The sequence below is a fragment of the Corynebacterium argentoratense genome, assembly GCF_021491455.1.
Classification (GTDB): domain Bacteria; phylum Actinomycetota; class Actinomycetes; order Mycobacteriales; family Mycobacteriaceae; genus Corynebacterium; species Corynebacterium argentoratense_A.
Genome location: NZ_JAKETN010000007.1, coordinates 86,288 through 105,638, shown reverse-complemented (window position 1 = coordinate 105,638; position 19,351 = coordinate 86,288). Strand labels below are relative to the sequence as shown.

General features: G+C 58.6%; 17 protein-coding genes. 9 read left to right on the top strand and 8 right to left on the bottom strand.

The genetic code is table 11. The annotated features are described in order from the left end of the window. Positions 1-215 precede the first annotated feature (215 nt). Genes ppk2 through L1C91_RS09310 form a run of 3 tightly spaced genes read left to right on the top strand, consistent with a single transcriptional unit; the run spans position 216 to position 2,068 of the window. Positions 216-1,112, top strand: coding sequence for a polyphosphate kinase 2 (gene ppk2 / locus L1C91_RS09320; protein WP_234859028.1), 897 nt, complete (start codon positions 216-218; stop codon positions 1,110-1,112). Between the two features lie 45 nt (positions 1,113-1,157). Continuing rightward, the gene (locus tag L1C91_RS09315; protein WP_234859027.1) at positions 1,158-1,598 is read left to right on the top strand and encodes a YbjN domain-containing protein; all 441 of its coding nucleotides are present in this window, start codon (positions 1,158-1,160) and stop codon (positions 1,596-1,598) included. Next, the gene (locus L1C91_RS09310; protein WP_234859026.1) at positions 1,598-2,068 is read left to right on the top strand and encodes a hypothetical protein; all 471 of its coding nucleotides are present in this window, start codon (positions 1,598-1,600) and stop codon (positions 2,066-2,068) included. The genes L1C91_RS09315 and L1C91_RS09310 overlap by 1 nt, the downstream gene beginning before the upstream one ends. Here the strand turns inward: L1C91_RS09310 and L1C91_RS09305 are convergent. Both L1C91_RS09305 and L1C91_RS09300 read right to left on the bottom strand, forming a co-directional pair. Beyond that, on the bottom strand, positions 2,065-5,997 hold the full coding sequence (locus L1C91_RS09305) for a Pls/PosA family non-ribosomal peptide synthetase (RefSeq protein ID WP_234859025.1): 3,933 nt from the start codon (positions 5,995-5,997) through the stop codon (positions 2,065-2,067). The two genes, L1C91_RS09310 and L1C91_RS09305, sit on opposite strands and share 4 nt — an antisense overlap. A gap of 5 nt (positions 5,998-6,002) precedes the next feature. Next, entirely contained in the window at positions 6,003-6,446 is a 444-nt protein-coding gene (locus L1C91_RS09300; RefSeq protein ID WP_234859024.1) for a MarR family winged helix-turn-helix transcriptional regulator, read from the bottom strand. 202 nt (positions 6,447-6,648) lie between these two features. Here L1C91_RS09300 and L1C91_RS09295 point away from each other — a divergent pair, with 202 nt between their 5' ends. After that, positions 6,649-7,149 carry a hypothetical protein gene (locus L1C91_RS09295; protein ID WP_234859023.1) on the top strand — a complete coding sequence of 167 codons (501 nt, stop codon included), beginning with the start codon at positions 6,649-6,651 and terminating at the stop codon, positions 7,147-7,149. A gap of 125 nt (positions 7,150-7,274) precedes the next feature. Here the strand turns inward: L1C91_RS09295 and L1C91_RS09290 are convergent, their stop codons facing one another. The 6 genes from L1C91_RS09290 to L1C91_RS09265 form a co-directional block, all read right to left on the bottom strand. Beyond that, entirely contained in the window at positions 7,275-8,294 is a 1,020-nt protein-coding gene (locus L1C91_RS09290; protein ID WP_234859022.1) for a hypothetical protein, read from the bottom strand. A gap of 33 nt (positions 8,295-8,327) precedes the next feature. Then, positions 8,328-8,837, bottom strand: a complete 510-nt coding sequence (locus L1C91_RS09285; RefSeq protein WP_234859021.1) for a potassium channel family protein — start codon at positions 8,835-8,837, stop codon at positions 8,328-8,330. A 102-nt stretch (positions 8,838-8,939) separates the two neighbouring features. Further along, complete coding sequence (locus L1C91_RS09280) at positions 8,940-9,167, bottom strand: hypothetical protein (protein ID WP_234859020.1); 228 nt, start codon at positions 9,165-9,167, stop codon at positions 8,940-8,942. 75 nt (positions 9,168-9,242) lie between these two features. Further along, positions 9,243-10,145 carry an ion channel gene (locus tag L1C91_RS09275; protein WP_234859019.1) on the bottom strand — a complete coding sequence of 301 codons (903 nt, stop codon included), beginning with the start codon at positions 10,143-10,145 and terminating at the stop codon, positions 9,243-9,245. 28 nt (positions 10,146-10,173) lie between these two features. After that, the gene (locus L1C91_RS09270) at positions 10,174-11,655 is read right to left on the bottom strand and encodes an ATP-binding protein (protein WP_234859018.1); all 1,482 of its coding nucleotides are present in this window, start codon (positions 11,653-11,655) and stop codon (positions 10,174-10,176) included. 516 nt (positions 11,656-12,171) lie between these two features. Continuing rightward, positions 12,172-12,645: an inorganic diphosphatase gene (locus tag L1C91_RS09265; protein ID WP_234859017.1), complete on the bottom strand. Its 474-nt coding sequence runs from the start codon at positions 12,643-12,645 to the stop codon at positions 12,172-12,174. 40 nt (positions 12,646-12,685) lie between these two features. Here L1C91_RS09265 and dacB point away from each other — a divergent pair, with 40 nt between their 5' ends. The 5 genes from dacB to folE all read left to right on the top strand — a co-directional run bounded on the left by dacB (position 12,686) and on the right by folE (position 19,331). Then, positions 12,686-14,101 carry a D-alanyl-D-alanine carboxypeptidase/D-alanyl-D-alanine endopeptidase gene (dacB, locus tag L1C91_RS09260; RefSeq protein WP_234859016.1) on the top strand — a complete coding sequence of 472 codons (1,416 nt, stop codon included), beginning with the start codon at positions 12,686-12,688 and terminating at the stop codon, positions 14,099-14,101. Between the two features lie 2 nt (positions 14,102-14,103). Next, complete coding sequence (gene tilS / locus L1C91_RS09255; RefSeq protein ID WP_234859015.1) at positions 14,104-15,171, top strand: tRNA lysidine(34) synthetase TilS; 1,068 nt, start codon at positions 14,104-14,106, stop codon at positions 15,169-15,171. A 15-nt stretch (positions 15,172-15,186) separates the two neighbouring features. Continuing rightward, positions 15,187-15,792 (top strand): hypoxanthine phosphoribosyltransferase, encoded by a 606-nt coding sequence (gene hpt, locus L1C91_RS09250; protein WP_234859014.1) that lies wholly within the window; start codon positions 15,187-15,189, stop codon positions 15,790-15,792. A gap of 359 nt (positions 15,793-16,151) precedes the next feature. Continuing rightward, positions 16,152-18,764 (top strand): ATP-dependent zinc metalloprotease FtsH, encoded by a 2,613-nt coding sequence (ftsH, locus tag L1C91_RS09245; protein ID WP_234859013.1) that lies wholly within the window; start codon positions 16,152-16,154, stop codon positions 18,762-18,764. A 3-nt stretch (positions 18,765-18,767) separates the two neighbouring features. Next, positions 18,768-19,331 (top strand): GTP cyclohydrolase I FolE, encoded by a 564-nt coding sequence (gene folE / locus L1C91_RS09240; RefSeq protein ID WP_021012239.1) that lies wholly within the window; start codon positions 18,768-18,770, stop codon positions 19,329-19,331. Positions 19,332-19,351 lie beyond the last annotated feature (20 nt).

Below are 19,351 nucleotides of genomic sequence, written 5' to 3'. Positions count from 1 at the left end.
TCGCTCACTTCCTGGCTCCCTTCGGCAAGGTTGCTGAGGGCTCCAAGGACCTCCTCGGTCTGGTCAAGTAATTTGACGCCCTTCCGAGGCTTCTAATCCTTGGAAAACTGAAATCCCGCGCTGTGTGCTTCACGCACACCTCGCGGGGTTTTCTTGTTTACCCCCGTATGGGAAAACAAGAGACAATAGGGGGCCGGAGGTCTAAAATTATAGGCATGGCTGATACGCATGAGGAGCTCCCAGTTGTTGACCTCGCCGCTACCGAGGGCTACATCGTAGACGATTCCGACGAGGACGATCCGGTCCTCATCACCCCCTCCGGAAAACCAGTCGAGACCTGGCGGGAAAACTACCCCTACCAGGAACGCATGAGCCGCGAAGAATACGAAAAAACCAAGCGCGCCCTGCAGATCGAGCTCCTCAAGTGGCAAAACTGGACCAAAGACACCGGCCAGCGCCACATCATCCTCTTCGAAGGCCGTGACGCAGCAGGCAAGGGTGGCACCATCAAGCGCTTCAACGAGCACCTCAACCCCCGTGGTGCCCGCACCGTAGCGCTCGAAAAGCCCTCCCCGCGCGAATCCACCTCCTGGTACTTCCAGCGCTACATCGAGCACTTCCCAGCAGCCGGCGAAATCGTCTTCTTCGACCGCTCCTGGTACAACCGCTCCGGCGTGGAACGCGTCATGGGTTTCTGCACCGAATCCCAACACGCAGAATTCCTCCGCGAAGTACCAATGCTTGAAAACATGATCATGGGTTCAGGCATCAGCCTCACCAAGTTCTGGTTCTCGGTGACGCAGAAAGAACAGCGCACCCGCTTCGCAATCCGCCAAGTGGACCCCGTGCGCCAGTGGAAGCTTTCCCCCATGGACCTGGCCTCTCTGGACAAGTGGGACGACTACACCCGCGCCAAGGAAGAACAGTTCCGCTACACCGACACCGATGAGTCCCCTTGGGTGACCATCAAGTCCAACGACAAAAAGCGCGCACGCATCAACGCCATGCGCTATGTGCTGTCCAAGTTCGAATACACCGGCAAAGACCACGAGCTCGTCGGCCAGCCGGACCCGAAAATCGTGATCCGCGGTCTCAAGCAAATCGCAGACTAGCTACACTGGAAGCACCTTATCCGAATTACACGATGCGGAAAACGTATGTCTTCCAACACCCTTGACCCCGCGCTCGCTGTCACAGTTGAGCGCGTCCAGAAGCTAGCCGCCGTCCACAACTTCGAAGGCACCATCGCCGAGGACGGCGAACTAGGCTTCGCCTTCAACAACCTCGCCCTCTGGTGCAGCGTCAAAGACGACGTCCTATGCTTCTACGGACTCTGGCGCGGACTCATCGACGAAGAGCACTACACAGACGCCCAAATGCGGGCCAACAAGCTCAACGTCGACCGACTGATTCCCACCACCAGCCTCGTCGATAACGAAGGCAAACGCTTCATGATGACGCTCACCGTCCCCGTCGACGCAGGCCTCGACGAACGTCAACTATTCGCAGTGTTCGCCGCAGCCATCCAATCCATCGGGGAGACAGTCACGATACTCGAGCAGGCCTACCCGGAACTCGTCACCTGGGAGGAAAAATAATGAGCCACCTCAACACCTCCAACACAGCTGACCCGATCACCCTCGAACGCGTCATCGCCACCCTGGAAGCCGCCGGCAGCAAAATCGCCGCCAACCCAGAAGGCACGGGCTGTGCCGCCTACTATGGCGACGTCTTCGTCATGTTCAGCCTCGAATACGAAAACTTCCTCCGCGTCCACGCCAAAGTCACCAGCGACACACTCGACCTGTCGAAAATGTTCGACTACTACGAGTGGGCACAACGCTGGAACTCCTCCGGACGCTACGGGGCACTAGCTATCTCGCAAGAACTCAGCTCTGGCGAACCCAGCTTCTCCATCGACTGCAGCATGTGCGTACCCTACCTCGACGGCACCACCGGAGCCTCCGACGCCCAACTTGACTCCTGGCTCACCACCGGGCTGAGCTACACCGTCTTCGCCATCGACGAATTCCGCAAAGAATTCGACATCATGCCAGAAGAAGCCTAAACAGGCTCAATCGGATTGCCCTGCCAATAACTATTGGCAGGCACCTCATCCCCACGCATCACCAACGACGCCGGCCCAATCACCGCACCATCACCCACCCCAGCTGCAGGCAACACCACCGAATGCGGTCCCACAGTCGCACCCACACCAACCGACACGGCGTCAATACTCATAATCCGATCGTGGAACAAGTGCGTCTGCACCACAACACCACGATTAACCGTCGCCCCCGCACCCACCGTGCACAAATCCGCCTCCGGGAACCAATAAGACTCCACCCACGCACCCCGACCAACCCTCACACCCAACGCACGCAACGCCGCATTCATCGCGCCCGTGCCCTGCACCTGAGTAAGAAACCACGGCGCAGCCACAGACTCCACAAACGCATCCTGCAACTCGTTCAACCACACAAACGGCGACCACAACGGATGCTCACCCCGAGAAATACGCTGCACACACACCCACTTCGCAACAACCGCAACACCCATCGCCACAGCCCCCGCAACAATCAACACCACGCCCGACACAGCAAAAGCCCAATAACCCACCCGAACCAACAGCCACTGGATTACAACAACCACAGCCATCGCCAACACCGCCGAGACCATCGGAGCGAACAAACGAAGCGTCTCCACAGCAGCCCGACCAGCCTTCACCCCGGCAGTAGGGGAATACGTCCGCCCAGAATCCACCCCGCAATCAACCACAGCGCGCCGCAAACGCTCCGGCGGACTACCCCACCAATTACTACCCGCCCGGGACTTCCTCGGCGTCGCCGACAACACCGCCACCAAAGAATCCTTCGCCAACTTATACTGCGCAATCCCCGAATTACCCACAAAACTGCGCTTACCCACCTTCACCCGCGACGCCTTCAACCAACCCCCACCCAGCTCATAACCACCAATCATGGTGTCATCAGCCAAAAACGCCCCGACCCGCACATCAGTCAGCTGCGGAATCATCACAGCAGTCGAGACCTCCGCACCCGCACCAATACGCGCACCCAAAGCGCGCAACCACCACGGCGTCAACATCGCCGCATACAGCGGAAACAAATGACGCCGCGCATCATCCATCACTCGCTCCACACACCACACACGCCACGCCTGCACAGAATGCACCGGAGAAATCCCCGGCCGCACACCAGCCCCAACACCGCGCACCACAACCCACACTGCAGCCGCATACAACACCAATGCCCCCACAGCAGCCACAGGCGCCCACAGCAGCAACCGCACCGCATCAGGCCACGCCAGCAGCACAATCGGCCACGCCGCAGCCACAATAGCAGCCACCGGCAACAACCCCAACACCAACGATGATGCCGCGTACACCACCACCCACGCACGCTTCTGTGGTGCAGGCTTACGCGGAAACGTCCGACGCGGACGCCCCACCTTCAACGCGGGAGAACCAGACCACCGCGAACCAGACTTAATACGCTGCCCAGCAATACACGAACCAGCCTCTACATGCGCATCAGCACCCACCTTCGCACCAGGCAACAACGTCGAACGCGCACCAACACGCGCACCCGCCCCCACCCTCACCGGGCCCACAATCAAACGATCGCCCTCAACCCAATAACCCGACAAATCAACCTCGGGCTCCACCGAAGCATAATCACCCAAAGACAACATGCCCGTGACCGGCGGCAAGGAATGCAACAACACACCCTTGCCAACATTCGCCCCCAAAAGCCGCGCATACGTAGACATCCACGCAGCACCCGTCAGCGACCGCGCCCCCGCGACGTCATTAATTCTTTCCGCAAGCCACAAACGCATATGCACCCACCCGCCACGCGGATAAGAACCAGGGGCCAGGCCTGCCAACAACATACGCGCAGCCACAACCCCCACCCCCATCTGCCCCACGGGCGTCAACGTCAACACGCACAACACCGCAACCAACCACACAGGCGGACTCAACGGACCCACCAACACATTAAGCAACAACACAAGCGTCACCCACTTGGCGGCAGCCAACGTCATCAGCGGCACCTGAGCCAACTCCTGCACCACACGCACACCCCACCCAACAGGCCGCACACCCCCACCACAAGCAGCACCCCGTGCGCGAGCCTGCACACCAGACCCTGCACTGGAATCTGCGTCAGCGTGTGCGATGCTGTGTGCCTCAGAGTCCACCGGGGCACCAACAATCTGCTCCACACGCACCGCCAACGCCCCCAGACGCGGATGATCATACAAATCCCGCACCGACAACAACGGCACACGATCACGCAAACGCGCCACCGTCGTCGCAGCAGCCAACGACGTCCCACCCAAAGCAAAAAAATCCACCGACGAATCAACAACCCCAACCCCCAACGTCTCCTCCCACACAGACGCCACCCACGCCTCCGTCCCAGACAAACCAGCCCCCTGCGCCCCATCGGACAATGCAGGAAGCGGCCACGGCAACGCCCGCTTATCAACCTTCCCAGACGTCGTCACCGGCAACTCATCCACCACACACAACCGCGGCACCAACGCAGCAGGCATCGACCCAGCTAAACGAGCAGAAAAATCCTCCACCAACGCCGCAACATCCACGCCCACATCAGCCCCCGCGACGTCATCAACCAAAGAAAAATACCCCACCAACACCTTGTCCCCACCACCAGTCGTCTGCACCACCACACACGCCGAACGCACACCCGGCAACGCCTGAACAGCAGCCTCAACCTCCCCCAACTCAATACGACGACCCCCAATCTTCACCTGATCATCAACACGCCCCACATAGACCAAACCCTCAGGCGTAGCACGCACATGATCCCCCGAACGATACGCCCGCGACCAGCCCAAAGCAGGCTCCGCAGCATACTTCAGCGCATCCTTATCCGCATCCAAATACCGCGCCAAACCAACCCCACCAATAAGCAACTCGCCCACCGCCCCCGGCGCAACAGGCCGCCCCTGCGCATCCACAACCGCCAACACCCACCCATCCAACGGCCGACCAATCAACACCGGAGCACCCGGCACAAGCCGCGCCCCACACGCCACCACCGTCGCCTCCGTCGGACCATACGTATTCCACATCTCACGACCAGACCGCGCCAAACGCTCCACCAACTCCGGCGGACACGCCTCCCCACCAAAAATCAACAAACGCACAGCATCCAACGCCTCCGCAGGCCACAACCCCGCCAACGTCGGAACCGTCGACACCACCGTAATATTCCGACTCAACAACCACGGCCCCAAATCAACCCCCGACCGCACCAACGACCGCGGCGCAGGCACCAAACACCCACCATGACGCCACGCCAACCACATCTCCTCACACGACGCATCAAACGCCACCGACAACCCCGCCAACACACGATCATCCGGCCCCAAAGGCTGCGGAGCATCCGCCAAAAACCACCGAGCCTCCGCATCCACAAACGCAGCAGCCGCACGATGCGTCACCGCAACGCCCTTCGGCACACCCGTCGACCCCGACGTGAAAATAATCCACGCATCATCCTCAGGCAAAGGCCTCCCCGGCTGCCGATGCACACACGACGCCGTAACCTCAACGCCAGCAGAAGTGCACACGACGTCAACACCCGCCTGACCAAAAACAAGATCAGCACGCTCCTGCGGATCATCCGCATCCACAGGCACATACGCCGCCCCCGCCCACAATGCTCCCAAGATCGCGATATAAAGATCGCGAGAGCCAGACGGCAGCCTAATTCCCACCCGGCTACCACGCCCCACCCCATACTCAGCCAAAACACCGGCGAACTGCTGAACCTGCTCCAACAGCTCCAAATAATTCACACTGCTACCCAACGGATGACGCGCATCCCCATCATCCAACGCCGCAGCCTCCGGGAAAGCCGCAGCCGTGGCACACAAAATATCGACCAGTGTTCGGGCCTCAGGCGCCGAATCCACACACCCCAACACAGTCGACTCGGCCATACCCCCTAATCCTCCTCAGCAGCGATAATCGCCTTCGCCAACTTACGCAAATGCTTCAACTGCTTCGACGTGGACTCATCCAACGCACGGTCCTCAGCGGCAGTCACTAACTCGGCCAACTCCTTCTGCGCCTGACGGCCCTTCTTCGTCGACGCAACAATCTGCCGGCGACGATCCTTCGGATCGCGCTCGCGCTTGACCCACGACTTCTTCTCCAAGCCATCAATCAATCGCACCATATCCGACGCATCCACCCCCAAAATCGCACTCAAGGCGGTCTGACTGGAGGCGCTGCCTGTCGCCAAACTCGTCAACACCCAATACTCACGAATAGAGGTTTTGTAGTCCGCTAAAGAAGCCTCGACCTCATCCCGTGTACGACGACGCAAACGCTCAAGCTGGAAAGAAGGCGATTCGAGAAGGTCTGTGGGAATCGACGTATGCGGCATCGGTGGGATACTCCAGTGCAATAATTAAAGGGCTGGACGCGGCGCAGATGTACAACGCTAAACGCTAGACTTCTACAATACCGCCTGACAGGCCCGCCCGGATCGCCTTCACCACATTAAGGGGGCAGCACACCTGAGGACACCACCTGCCGGAGTCTTCACCCCAACCCCTTCACAGCCCCAAAACACACAAGGACACGCAGTGGACACGCTAGACAACAGCCCCGAGCGCACACCCGCCGGACACCCCGCGGACGCATCGAGTGATGCATCGCTTGGCGCATCGAGTGATGGATCGCGTGATGGATCGCGTGATGCATATGCCCGGCCGCTTGTCCGCAGTTTCGCACTCCGACTGCTGGTCGTGGTGGCCATCAGTGCTGCAATCGCCTGGATCTGCCTGCGCCTGGTGCACAGCGACATGCTGGTTCCTATTGGGATAGCCGGCCTATGCTTCTTCGCACTCACCGCGCCCATTGACCTGGTGCTGCTCGCATGCTGGTGGACCCGCGCTAGTCGCGTTCCGGCAGTGATGTCTTGGGTTGGGGGAGCAGCCACCGTTGCCGGCGTGGGCTGCGTGATCGCCTACGAGGCCGCTGCCTGGGCCATCGTCTTGTTCGCATGCGGCATATGGTTGCTGACCGTGGGGTTTTTCGCCTGGGTGTCCCGGGCCTACCTTCAAGCGCGCGGTTACATCGACTAGCGCGGTAGTTGCGCTAGAAATGTGCACAAATTTCGGGTCGGCGGACACCCGTTCCCGTGTTTTCCCTGGTCGCTGATCCGTGACGGGTCCCCGACCCGATATTTTGGTACAAAATCTGCTCGGTTCTAGAAAGCTCGGAGCGCACTAGCCGTTGGTGCCATCGTCCATGTGGGGAATCCTCCGCTAACTTCGAAACGCTGGGCTTCGCGAATGGAAGACCTCCCAGATGCTGTAACAGCGCGACCGAGTCCACTAGCTAGTTGAATACTCGCATCAGTTCCATTGATAGCTTGCCTCAGAGCATCCATCGCTGAACCGTCCGCGAGAGTGTATTTGTCGAAGCGGATGACGCGGATGCCTAGGTTGCTCAGTCGCCGTTCGCGGAGACGTTCCCGTCGCACTGCTTCTTCAGTGCTGATACCGTAGGCTCCTTCGAGTTTGCCCATCCCGTCGTATTCCACAGCCACCCTATAGTGACGGAAGTAGAAGTCAGGCCTGGCAAGGACTCGTCCTTCGAGATCAACAATCGAAGCTTGTGCTAGAGGAGCTGGTAATTCAGCCAGCCACATAGCGATCTTCAGATCGGATTCCCGAGGGCTTTCTATCCCTTCGCTGAGCAGCCCGGCCGCGACCCGGGCTTGTAGAGACCCCGGAATCCTCTGGATACTTTCCAGTCCCGAGCGCAGTGGATCGAGGGCATCTGCTTGGCCTGCCACCAGTGCATCACCAGCTCGTACCGCATCATAAACGCTTCCTTGAGTGGCTAAGTCCGCGATGGTCGCGGATGGGCTGAGCACACGCGCCGGGCCAAAGCATGTATTAACAGTAACGACCGCTCGATGAGGATATGCCTGGGGCACATACCGAGCCTCGATGAAGGATGCTGTGGCCCCTGGCGGCACCGGAAAAAGATGACAGGCTGCGGCTGCGTAGCTGCGAGCGGCGAAGGATTCTCTAGTTAACGTGCTGGCTGCAGCGAGGGCTTGAAGGCGCTCGGGAGTCCCTAAGCAGTCCCAGGTGCTCGACGGAATGAAAACGCCTGCTGAAATACGTTTCATTTCTCCGTCGCGGTGAAGCTGCAGAATGCGGTCGCGCTGACGCCTAGACAGAGCCCTGCTGTGAATTAAACCCCCCATATTGGTCATGGGTTACAGCATAATGATGTTCGCGAGGTAGCGCTAGGTTTCTTGAGAGTCTTTGGAATCTTCAGATAAAGCGTGCTTGAGGGCACGGATTTCGGTGCGCAGCATGTCGATTTCGCTGAGCAGCGCGCGCTGGTTTTCCAGGGCTAGACGTGCTTGGTGCTGGTCCGATTCGTCTTCGATCTGTTCGACCAACCAGGCAGCGATCAACGCTGTAACCACACCGGCGATGGCGATACCGCCGATCATCAGTAATGAAGCGATGATACGGCCGACTTCGCTTGTGGGGGCGAGGTCCCCGTAGCCGACCGCGGTGATGGTGGAAGCAGACCACCATAGGGCATCGCCGACTGTCGTGAACTCGTTGTTGGGTTGTGTTGCTTCAGCGTCATAGACTGCAAGCGCTGCGACCAAGACGAGCAGGATGCTACCGAGCAGCGTGTAGCTGGCAACGGTTGCGCGGCGGCTGGTGGGGGACAGGCGCTGCAGGAGGAACAGGCTCGGCATGACGCGCAGGACGCGTAGTGGCCGGAACCAGGGAAGCACGACGAGGGCGAATTCTGGGAGGTGGCGCCAGAACCATCGACCGCGTGGCTCCGCTAGGTACAGGCGAACGGCGTAGTCGATGCCGAAGGCGCACCAGGATAGCTACATGCCTAGGTCCGCTACGGTGATCCACCAGCTAGAACGTTGGTCGATGGAAGTCCAGACGAACAGCAAAATGAAGATGATGGAAACGACAAGGAGCGGGCCTTCAACTTTTGCTTCCCACCGGGCTTGGGGGCTGGCGTCGGGGCCGATTTCCGGGCGCAGGACAGTGCGGAGTCGTTGCTCCCACGTCGGCAGTGTTTTGCTCCGCCAGCCCTGTTGCTCCATGCGTTTTATGTTGCCACAAGGCAAAAACTCGGACGCCACACCAGGGGGTAGGCAGTTTTTTAGAGGCCGTTCCCGTTATTTATCGGAATTGGGTGATGTGTTAGCGTGCTGCAGCAGAGCATTGAGTTGCGCGCTGATTTCTGCGTTTTGTTGTTCCAAGGTTCGGAGCTGAGTTCTAAGATCAGCTAGTTCAGCTTGATAAGCATTGGCCTCAGTCGCTTTGAACTCTTCTTTGTCGCCGTCCACTTGTTCTACGAGTGCCGCCGCAACTGTCGCGGTGAGTACGCCGGTGATAGCGATGCCCCCAGTCATAAGGCCAATCCCGATGACGCGGCCGTATGCGGTCACAGGTGCTATGTCGCCGTAGCCCACAGTGGTGACAGTGACAATCGACCACCAGAGCGCGTCCCCGAAACTGTTGATAGCGGTGCCGGGAGCGGTATGTTCCACATCGTAGATCGACAGTGCAGCGACCAGCACCATCATTATTGTTCCGACGATGGTGTACGTCGCAACGGTGATTGATTTGTTGGAAGAGGACACCCGTTGTAGGAGCAACAGTGTGGGCACTACTCGAAGAATTTGCAACGGCCTAAACCACGGAACCAGAACAAGGATGAGTTCGGGAATGTGGCGTAAGAACCAGTGCCAACGCTGTTCTGAAAGGACGAGCCGCACTACGTAGTCGACTCCGAAAACAACCCAAATAAGTGTGAACGCATAACCGGAAATCGTCTCCGCCCAACCTCCTGGTTCCGCAAGGGTGTACCACGCGAAAAATGCGAGGAATACGATGGAGACAATCAGTAATGGCCCCTCGAATCGTGCCTCCCAGCGCTGTTGTTTTGTGGCCTCAGGGGGAAGCTCGCGGTTGAACAAGCCTGTCTTTTCAAGTGCGAGTTTAAGGGAATCGCGGAATGAAAAATGTTGTGGCAGATTCGAAGTGACCGTAGCTGCGAGCTCGCTAGCTTTTTTCATATGCGGGTCTTGATCCTCTCAGCAGGGACTACTCACTGGGCCGTAAAATATAGCGTTGCTTCGGACTCTTAGAAGGTTCGGTCCGAGCGACAAGGTTCTCCTCGATCAAGCGGCTGAGGACCTTTCGTGTTCCACCCATTCCTATGCCTGCTGCAGCCGCGAGTTCACGCGTGGACGCTGAGTGCACTTTCTCCAGATGAGCCAAAATTGCATCTCGTGACGACAATCCGGCAGCAGCGTTACTTTCTGGCACGGCCATTTCTCGACGGAAAAAGGTCAGCGAAAATTGTGTCAGTGTGTCGTTCGGTTGGGGCGGAGGAAGTAGGTCGTGTTTGAGCCGAGCTTCGATTTCTTGATAGCCAGTACCGCGGTTTTCTACTACGAAGCCACCGTCCGGGTAGGGAGTTGACTCGAGGATCGAAGACAGGAAAGAGTTTCGGGTGCTCGAGACACCCGACGAGCCCAACGTAGATATGGTGACGTTTCCGAACAAACCACCCGGGTTGGTCACCTCGAGCCGATCGGCGTACATGTTCAGTTGTACTTGGGTGCCTCGGCTGTGTGGCGAATAGTCACGGTGCATCAATGCGTTTGCCAGAGCTTCGCGAACCGCGATCGGTGGATAGTCGTAGAGATCAGTGCGGAAAGCGCCGTCGATCATGCCTCCCGTACGCATATTGCGTTCAACAAAAGCAACGCCATCGGCAACCAGATAGGGAATTGGTCCGGCTAGTGTGGCAGAGTCAACAAATCGGGGAGTATTGGGGTTGGTGCTTTTGTGAGTGCCCGGATATAGGGCACACGTAACTGTTAACCGAGGGAAGAAGCTTTGGGGGAACGCTCCGAGTGCCAACAGCCCAGCTAACGTGGGACGGAGCGTTCCACCCTCATCTTTTGCGACGATTCGTAGGTTGCTGAGGATCTGCTCGTTACTCATTTTTCCAAGAATCCGGGCTTTAATCCGTTTTTCTCGGGTCAGGAGTGCGTTTACTAAATCGTCGTCTAAGTCGGACAAGGTAGCACTATCAACTACTTCAACATCCCATAGGGGCTGTACCTTGTTTTCGATGAGTCGGTCGATTTCGTAGCTTGTGAGTTTCCGATTGCCGTCCCCGGTGCGCACAAAAGATCCCCCGTATCGTCCTTGGCTGGTGATATAGCAAGGCTTGTCCGAAGGGGCTATCCCTGGGACTTCGGCGACTACGATCTGGTGGCCTTCGAATTCCACTATTTCGATGACCGCTCGGGCGGGTGGGGTTAGAGCATCAGAGCAACGGGTGGCCAGAGCGTCGTGGATCTCCCGTGCTTTGAATCTGTCGGCTGGGCGGAAGTTATCTTTCTCAGATAATCCGAGGATGATTGTTCCCCCATCCATGTTGGAGAAAGCACTCACGGTTTCCATCATTCGTGATGGCAGTTTGCCGACGCCGCTCTTCACTTCAACATCGTGCCGATCATTGCCTGCTGCCCGGAGTTGATCAATGAGAAGCGCAAGTGAGCCCGGATTCATAGCGGGTCCTTTCCACTGTGGAGGTCTGGTAGTGGCCAGACACGGTTCAACACAACACTCTACACACAACTAGGAGTGTGTTAGTTGTGTGTTAGGAGTGTGTAGTTGTGTGTTCGTGGCACCCATAAGGCCCGTTTTCATTGCGTTTCAGGTGTGCAGGCAGACGCGTTGCGGGTTGATCGTCGCTGTTCAACGGCTTATACCCGAGGAGTTTTCGCCACGCATCAGCCCTAACGGTCGGCAAGGCGTAAGCGCAACACTCAACACGCAACTAGTTTTGTGTTAGTTGCGTGTTGGCCACCAGGAGGGAAATGTGCACAAATTTCGGGTGGGCGGACAGTTGTAGAGGTGCGACCTGGGGAAATAGTGGCGAAGGTTGCCGTGCACCCGAAATTTGTGCACGCCCAAAAGCAAAAGGCCTGCTGGTCGGTATAGATAACCGGCCAGCAGGCCAAGGGAGCCCACCAAGGAACCTATCGGAGGGCGCTAACTGCACCCGGAACTGCACCCGGGGTTTTACTTGTGGCGTTCGATGGCTTCTGCCAGGATCTTTTCGGCTTCTGCCTTGTCGCCCCAGCCGGAGCCGGTGACTTCCTTGTTGGGCTCGAGGTCCTTGTAGTGGACGAAGAAGTGCTCGATTTCGTCCTTGACAAAGTCGGACACGTCGTTGATGTCCTGGAAGTGCTCGTAGCGGACGTCGTCGATGACGCACAGCAGTTTGTCGTCGCCGCCTGCTTCGTCGGTCATCTTGAACACACCCAGCGGGCGGGCCTTGACGATCACACCGGGGAACACGGATTCGGGCAGGATGACCAGTGCGTCGAGGGGGTCGCCGTCTTCGCCGAGGGTGTGGTCGATGAAGCCGTAGTCGAGCGGGTAGGCCATGGGGGTGAACAGGTAGCGGTCGAGGTAGATCTTGCCGGTTTCGTGGTCTACTTCGTACTTGTTGCGGGAGCCTTTGGGGATTTCGATGGTTACTTCGATGCTCATGGCTCATTAGTGTACCCCGGGGTTGGTTTATGGTTGGTGCATGGCGAAAAAATGGTGGTTGGCGTCGGCTGGTGTGACTGGTGCGGCGGTTGTGGGTGTTGTGAGTGTTGCGGTATTGCGTGCTCATGCGGGGGATTCGTTGATTGTTGATGACGTCGCGGTGGTTTCTGCGCCGTCGTTGCCTGCGGCTGCGGTGTCGGCGCCGCCGTTGTCTGCTTCGGAGGCGGAAGTGTTGCGGGCGAAGTTGGATGTGTTGGGGCGGGATCGTCGTTTGGGCCAGTTGGTGGGCAGTGTTCGTGATGTGTCTTCGGGGGATGTGGTGTGGGAGAAGGATGCGTCGGTGGGGGTTCGTCCGGCGTCGACGACGAAGGTGTTGACGGCTGCGGCTGCGTTGTTGACGTTTGGTTTGGATGATCGTGTGTCGACTGATGTGTTTGTGGTTGATGGTGGTCGGACTGTTGTGTTGGTTGGTGGGGGTGATGTGGGTTTGTCGGGGGAGCAGTTGGATGATTTGGCTGGCCAGGTGAGGGCTGCTGGGGTGCAGCCGGAGCGTGTTGTTGTGGATGCGAGTGTGTGGTCGCAGCAGTCGTGGTTGGACAAGTGGGGGCAGGAGAATATTACAGAGGGCTTTATTGCTCCGATTGAGCCTGCGATGTTGCATGGGGCGCGTGTGGGTGCGTCGACGGGGGATGTGCCGCGGTCGGATTCGCCGTCGATGGATGTGGCTCGGGAGTTTGCGTCGCGTTTGGGTGTGGGGGAGATTGATGTGGATTGGGATGGTGCTGTTTTGTCGGCCGCGCAGGGGGATACAGTTGCCGCCGAGCGTGACCAGACCAGCAAGGACAGCAAGACCAGCAAGACCAGCAAGGGCGACAAGGGCGACAAGGGGGATGCGCAGCAGGTTGATGTGGCGCGTAAGGTCGCGTCGGTGCAGTCGGCGCGTTTGGTGGATCGCGTGCGGGAAATGATGTTGCATTCGGACAATGTGTTGGCGGAGTCGTTGGGGCGTCAGGTTGCGGCTGCTCGCGGGGTTAAGGCGCCTGATGCTGCGGCTGGTGGTGCTGCGGTGTTGGCAACGTTGTCTGAGGCTGGTTTTGATGTTCAGGGGGTGCACTTGGATGACTGCTCGGGCATGAGCGACGATGATCGGATTCCGGCGTCCGTGTTGTCGGCGGTGTTGGCTGGTGCGGGCAGTGATGCGCGTGTGCGGTTGTTGCCGGATTTGTTGCCGGTCGCGCATGGCTCGGGCACGTTGGCGTCGCGTTTTGATGGTTTGGATGGTGCTGGTTGGGTGCGTGCGAAGACGGGTACGTTGACGACGACGAGTGGTTTGGCTGGTGTGGTGACTGCGGATAGTGGTCGCGTGTATAGCTTTGGTTTTGTGTCGAATGAGTCGGAGGTGTTGCCGGCGCGTGCGGCGTTGGATGAGTTGGCGTCTGTGCTGCGTGAGGGGTAGTTGTGCCGTCGCATGTGGGTGTGTGGGAGTTGCCGCGTCGTAGTCCGTGTTTGTTGACGGTGCGTCGTGCTGTGCGTGCGTGGTGGGAGGGTGTTGACGCCGCGGGGGTTGCTGGTGGGCGGGGTAGTGTTGCGGTGGGTGTGTCGGGTGGTGCGGATTCGTTGGCGTTGTTGTTGGGGGTGTTGGCGGAGGTTGGTCCGGATGCTGGTGGGGTGCCGGTGGATGCGGTTGTTGTGGATCATGGTTTGCAGTCGGGTAGTGGTGGGGTGGCGCGCCGGGTGGCTGGTGTGTGTGAGCAGTTGGGGGCGCGTGCTGTGGTGTTGCGTGCTGTGATTGATGACGTCGCGGTGGCTCGTGTTGGTGTGGAGGCTGCGGCGCGTGCGGGGCGTTTTGGGGCTTTTGCTGATGCGGGGTTTGGGCGGGTGTTGGTTGGGCATACGGCGGATGATCAGGCGGAGACGTTTGTGTTGAGTGCGTCGCGGGGTTTTTGTTCGCCTATGCGTCCTGTGTCTGTTGTTGGGGGTGTGGAGGTTGTGCGGCCGTTGTTGTCGGTGCGGCGTGCGGATACGCGTGGAGCGTGTGTGGAGGTTGGTGTGCCGGTGTGGGAGGATCCGCATAATTCGGATGAGCGTTTTGAGCGTGTGCGTGTTCGTCGGCGGGTGATGCCGTTTGTTGAGGTTGGGGCTGTGGCGTTGGCTGCTGATGATGTTGCGGAGGATGCGGCGTTGTTGGATGAGTTGGCTGATGCTGTGTTTGATACTGCGGTGTGTGATGTGTTGCGCGATGACGTCGCGGTGGTTGCGGGAGGGGCGGCGTCATTGAGCGTGAAGGTGTTGGAGGGGCAGCCTGTGCCGATTGTGAGGCGTGTGGTGGCGCGTTGGTTGCGGCTGGTGGGGGCGGATCCGACGGGTGGGAGTATTCGTGCTGTGGTGCAGTTGATTGTCGCGTGGAGTGGGCAGGGGGCGGTGGCTGTGCGCAGGGCTGACGGCGGGGTTGGGGGCGGCAGGTTGGAAGTGCGCCGCAGAGGTGGCAAGCTTGAGGTGGATCGCACTGGCCTCAACCTTGGTTAAAAGGACTTTTTGCTTATGTACGAAGAGTACGAACTGTACGACAATCCGGACTTCAACATTCCTGAGGGCCGCTATGCGGATGATTTGCAGGCTGTGTTGATTGATGAGCAGACGTTGCAGGCGAGGGTGCGGGAGCTTGCTGAGCGTGTGTCGGATGCTTACCGTGATGAGTCTGAGGACCTGATTTTGGTGGGGGTGCTTAAGGGGGCTGTGTTCTTTATGACGGATTTTGCTCGTTCGATGACTATTCCTTGCCAGTTGGAGTTCATGGCGGTGTCTTCGTACGGTAATTCTTCGTCGAGCTCTGGTGTGGTGCGGATTTTGAAGGATTTGGACCGCGATATTGAGGGCAAGAATGTCATCATTGTTGAGGACATTATTGACTCTGGTTTGACGTTGTCGTGGTTGATTAAGAATTTGAAGAATCGTCGGCCGAAGAGCCTTGAGGTTGTTGCGTTGCTGCGTAAGCCTGATGCGGTGAAGGCTAAGGTTGAGTTGTTTGATTTGGGGTTTGATATTCCCAATGAGTTCGTGGTGGGATATGGCTTGGATTATGCGGAGCGTGGCCGTGATTTGCCGTTTGTGGCGAGCCTGAAACCGAGCGTCTACGCGGACAATTAGATAGCGCGTGGTGAATGATCATAAAGCCAATGGCCGGAATAATTAGCGGAGTATATAATCATTTTCGCTTTTAGGTCGATGAAGAATTCTTCCCACATTTCGGATTAGCTGAATGGTAGATAGGTTAGATGAATCCTACCCATGCGTAAATGTTAAATGCATCACTTCGAATTCCTTGTTGATGCCTGCGGTTTTCGCTACCCCGGGGAACATTGACGGCCGTCGGCACGTTACAGTAGTAGAAACCAACAAACTGCAGCTAAGGAAGGGTCCCTGCGCCCTCCATCCACGTGCAGACCCGCACGCCCCAACAGGCCGTGAGTGTCGCGACGTCATGAGGTGGGCGCGGGCGTTTATCTATGGACAATAAGAAGCTTCTGCGCATCAGTGCCATTGCGGCCATTGTGCTGATGTCCCTGTACGTGTTCACCGTTTTTAGTGACACTAGCCGCGGCTATCGGCCCGTCGACACGTCGGTGGCGATGAAGCAGCTGGACGATAAGAACGTTAAAGAAGCGCGTATTGCTGATCGCGAGCAGCGGGTTCTGCTGAAGCTCAAGGACCCGATTAGCGTTGACGAAAAGGACGGCATCGAGCAGGTCGTTGCGGAATACCCCGCGCGGGTTACTCCGGATGTTTTCAGCAAGGTTGAGGCTTCCGGCGCTGAGAAGTACACCACGAAGGTTTCCCGCGATTCCTTCTTGGGTTCGATGTTGCAGATGCTGCTGCCGATGTTGATCCTGTTTGGTTTGATCACGTTCATGATCACCCGCATGCAGGGTGGCGGAATGGGCATGTTTGGCATTGGTGGTTCCCGTGCGAAGGAACTGACCAAGGATATGCCGACCAACACTTTTGATGACGTCGCGGGGGCCGATGAGGCAGTTGATGAGCTGCAGGAGATCAAGGATTTCTTGCAGGATCCTTCCCGCTACGAGGCCTTGGGCGCGAAGATTCCGCGCGGTGTGTTGCTGTACGGCCCGCCCGGTACGGGTAAAACCTTGTTGGCGCGAGCTGTCGCTGGTGAAGCCGGGGTGCCTTTCTTCTCTATTTCGGGTTCGGACTTTGTCGAGATGTTCGTCGGCGTGGGTGCTTCCCGAGTGCGTGACCTGTTTAAGCAGGCGAAGGAAAACAGCCCCTGCATTATTTTCGTTGATGAGATTGACGCCGTGGGTCGTCAGCGTGGCTCCGGTATGGGCGGTGGCCATGACGAGCGCGAGCAGACATTGAACCAGTTGCTGGTGGAGATGGATGGTTTCGGCGACCGCGAGGGCGTCATCCTTATTGCTGCCACCAACCGCCCGGATATTTTGGACCAGGCTTTGCTGCGTCCTGGGCGTTTCGACCGTCAGATCCCGGTGACTAACCCTGATCTGAAAGGCCGCGAGCAGATCCTGGAGGTTCATGCTAAGGGTAAGCCTTTCGCCAAGGACGCTGATTTGAAGGCGTTGGCTAAGCGCACCGCGGGTATGTCTGGTGCGGACTTGGCCAATGTGCTCAACGAGGCTGCACTGTTGACTGCTCGTGTGGGCGGCAACGTCATTACCGGCGATGCTTTGGAAGAAGCTACCGACCGTGTGATTGGTGGTCCGCGTCGCTCCTCCAAGATCATCTCCGAGAAGGAGAAGAAGGTCACCGCTTATCACGAGGGTGGTCACACGATTGCCGCGTGGGCGATGAAGGACATCGAGCGCGTTTATAAGGTGACGATCCTTGCCCGTGGCAAGACTGGTGGGCATGCGATGACTGCCCAAGAGGACGACAAGGGTATGTACAACCGCAACGAGTTGTTCGCCCGCATCGTATTCGCAATGGGCGGCCGCTCTGCTGAAGAGGTTGTGTTTGGCGAACCCACTACTGGTGCGTCCAACGACATTGAGCAGGCGACCAAGATTGCCCGCGCGATGATTACCGAGTATGGCATGAGCCCGCAGATGGGCACCGTGAAATACGGCGAGGAGCAGGGTGATCCTTTCTCCGGTCGCGGTGGCGGCGGCACGTTGGAATACAGTCCTGAGGTTGCTAACCAGATTGATGAGCAGGTCCGCTACTTGGTTGGTAAGGCCCATGAGGTCGCCTACAACATTTTGAAGGAGCGCCGCGAATACCTGGACAAGCTCGCAACCAAGCTGTTGGAGAAGGAGACACTGCGTCGTCCCGACCTTGAGGCTTTGTTTGAGGACATGCCTAAGGAGGAGCGCATCGAGGTGTTCCCGGGCGAGTCTGATTACTTCCCGAGCCAAGGCTTGGAGCCGGTGAAGACCCCCACCGAGCTCGCGATTGAGCGTGGTGAAGAGCCTCCGAAGCCTTTCAATATTATCGAGGCGTCCCGTGCTGCGCGTGCCCGCCGCCAGGCTGAGCTCGAGCGCCAGCAGCAGATGGGCATGTTCCCCGCCGACCCCGGTTCCGCCGCGCAACCTGGGCAGCCTGAGCAGTCGTCGAACCCTGCCCAGTCTGAGCAGTCAGGCCAGCATGGACCGCAGCAGCCGGCTGCGCCCCGGCAATACGGTGGCACCCCGCCGCCTGCTGGGTGGACTGTTCCTGGTTGGCCCGCAGACGGCAAGCAGCAGGGCTCGGGCGATTACCGTCAGCACCCGGGCTGGAGCAACTACGGCACCCCCGGCTCCGACGGTCAGTTCGGTCTGCCAGCACAGGCACAGCAGCCCCAGCAGCCGGCGGAGGAGATTGGCTTCCACACCGGCATTCCTGAGGCCCAGCAGTCTAGCGCCGCACCTGTGGAGCAGGAAGAGTACGGCTTCGCCCTACCCGCGCACGAAAAGCCGGACCACCCAGAGGTCGTCGCTGATGAACCTGTCAGCGATAAGCCTGAGACGGATGCAGAAGGCCACGGCACCGCTACCGACGCCGAGATCGAAGAGCAGCCTGCCGCCGACGAACACAAGAGCTTCCCGTGGGATACTCCCGCGCCCAAGCACCTCAAGAATCCCGACAGCCCGGAGCGCGAGGACTAATAGATGTTTGATCGTGAGCGCGCGGAAGCTGCAGTCCGCGAACTACTCATCGCGGTGGGTGAAGACCCCGATCGCGAAGGCCTGCAAGACACCCCCGCGCGCGTCGCACGTGCCTACGAGGAAGTCTTCGCCGGCCTGCACGTTGACCCCACAGAAGTTCTGAATAAGACCTTCAGCGAGGACCACCAGGAACTCGTGCTCGTCAAGGACATCCCGATTTACTCCACTTGCGAACACCACCTGGTGCCCTTTTTCGGCCACGCCCACATCGGCTACATCCCTGGGAAAAACGGACAGGTCACCGGGCTATCGAAGCTTGCTCGACTGGTTGACCTCTTCGCTAAACGGCCGCAGGTGCAAGAACGCCTCACTACCCAGGTGGCAGACGCGATAGTCGAGAAACTGGGCGCGCAGTCAGTCATCGTCGTCATCGAGTGCGAGCACCTGTGTATGGCCATGCGCGGCATCCGCAAACCGGGCGCCCGCACCACCACATCCGCTGTCCGCGGTGGGTTCAAAGCTAACGCCGCATCACGCGCCGAAGTGCTCTCCCTCATCCGCGGCTAAAACAAGGCCCCAACTAGGCC

Excerpts from the sequence above, each read along its gene's own strand:
- L1C91_RS09315 (WP_234859027.1), top strand. The coding sequence starts at position 1,158 with ATGTCTTCCAACACCCTTGACCCCGCGCTCGCTGTCACAGTTGAGCGC.
- L1C91_RS09275 (WP_234859019.1), bottom strand. The coding sequence starts at position 10,145 with ATGAAAAAAGCTAGCGAGCTCGCAGCTACGGTCACTTCGAATCTGCCA.
- folE (WP_021012239.1), top strand. The coding sequence starts at position 18,768 with ATGTTTGATCGTGAGCGCGCGGAAGCTGCAGTCCGCGAACTACTCATC.
- L1C91_RS09270 (WP_234859018.1), bottom strand. The coding sequence starts at position 11,655 with ATGAATCCGGGCTCACTTGCGCTTCTCATTGATCAACTCCGGGCAGCA.
- L1C91_RS09265 (WP_234859017.1), bottom strand. The coding sequence starts at position 12,645 with ATGAGCATCGAAGTAACCATCGAAATCCCCAAAGGCTCCCGCAACAAG.
- L1C91_RS09290 (WP_234859022.1), bottom strand. The coding sequence starts at position 8,294 with ATGACCAATATGGGGGGTTTAATTCACAGCAGGGCTCTGTCTAGGCGT.
- L1C91_RS09280 (WP_234859020.1), bottom strand. The coding sequence starts at position 9,167 with ATGGAGCAACAGGGCTGGCGGAGCAAAACACTGCCGACGTGGGAGCAA.
- L1C91_RS09305 (WP_234859025.1), bottom strand. The coding sequence starts at position 5,997 with ATGGCCGAGTCGACTGTGTTGGGGTGTGTGGATTCGGCGCCTGAGGCC.
- hpt (WP_234859014.1), top strand. The coding sequence starts at position 15,187 with ATGTACGAAGAGTACGAACTGTACGACAATCCGGACTTCAACATTCCT.
- L1C91_RS09310 (WP_234859026.1), top strand. The coding sequence starts at position 1,598 with ATGAGCCACCTCAACACCTCCAACACAGCTGACCCGATCACCCTCGAA.
- dacB (WP_234859016.1), top strand. The coding sequence starts at position 12,686 with ATGGCGAAAAAATGGTGGTTGGCGTCGGCTGGTGTGACTGGTGCGGCG.
- L1C91_RS09300 (WP_234859024.1), bottom strand. The coding sequence starts at position 6,446 with ATGCCGCATACGTCGATTCCCACAGACCTTCTCGAATCGCCTTCTTTC.
- ppk2 (WP_234859028.1), top strand. The coding sequence starts at position 216 with ATGGCTGATACGCATGAGGAGCTCCCAGTTGTTGACCTCGCCGCTACC.
- ftsH (WP_234859013.1), top strand. The coding sequence starts at position 16,152 with ATGGACAATAAGAAGCTTCTGCGCATCAGTGCCATTGCGGCCATTGTG.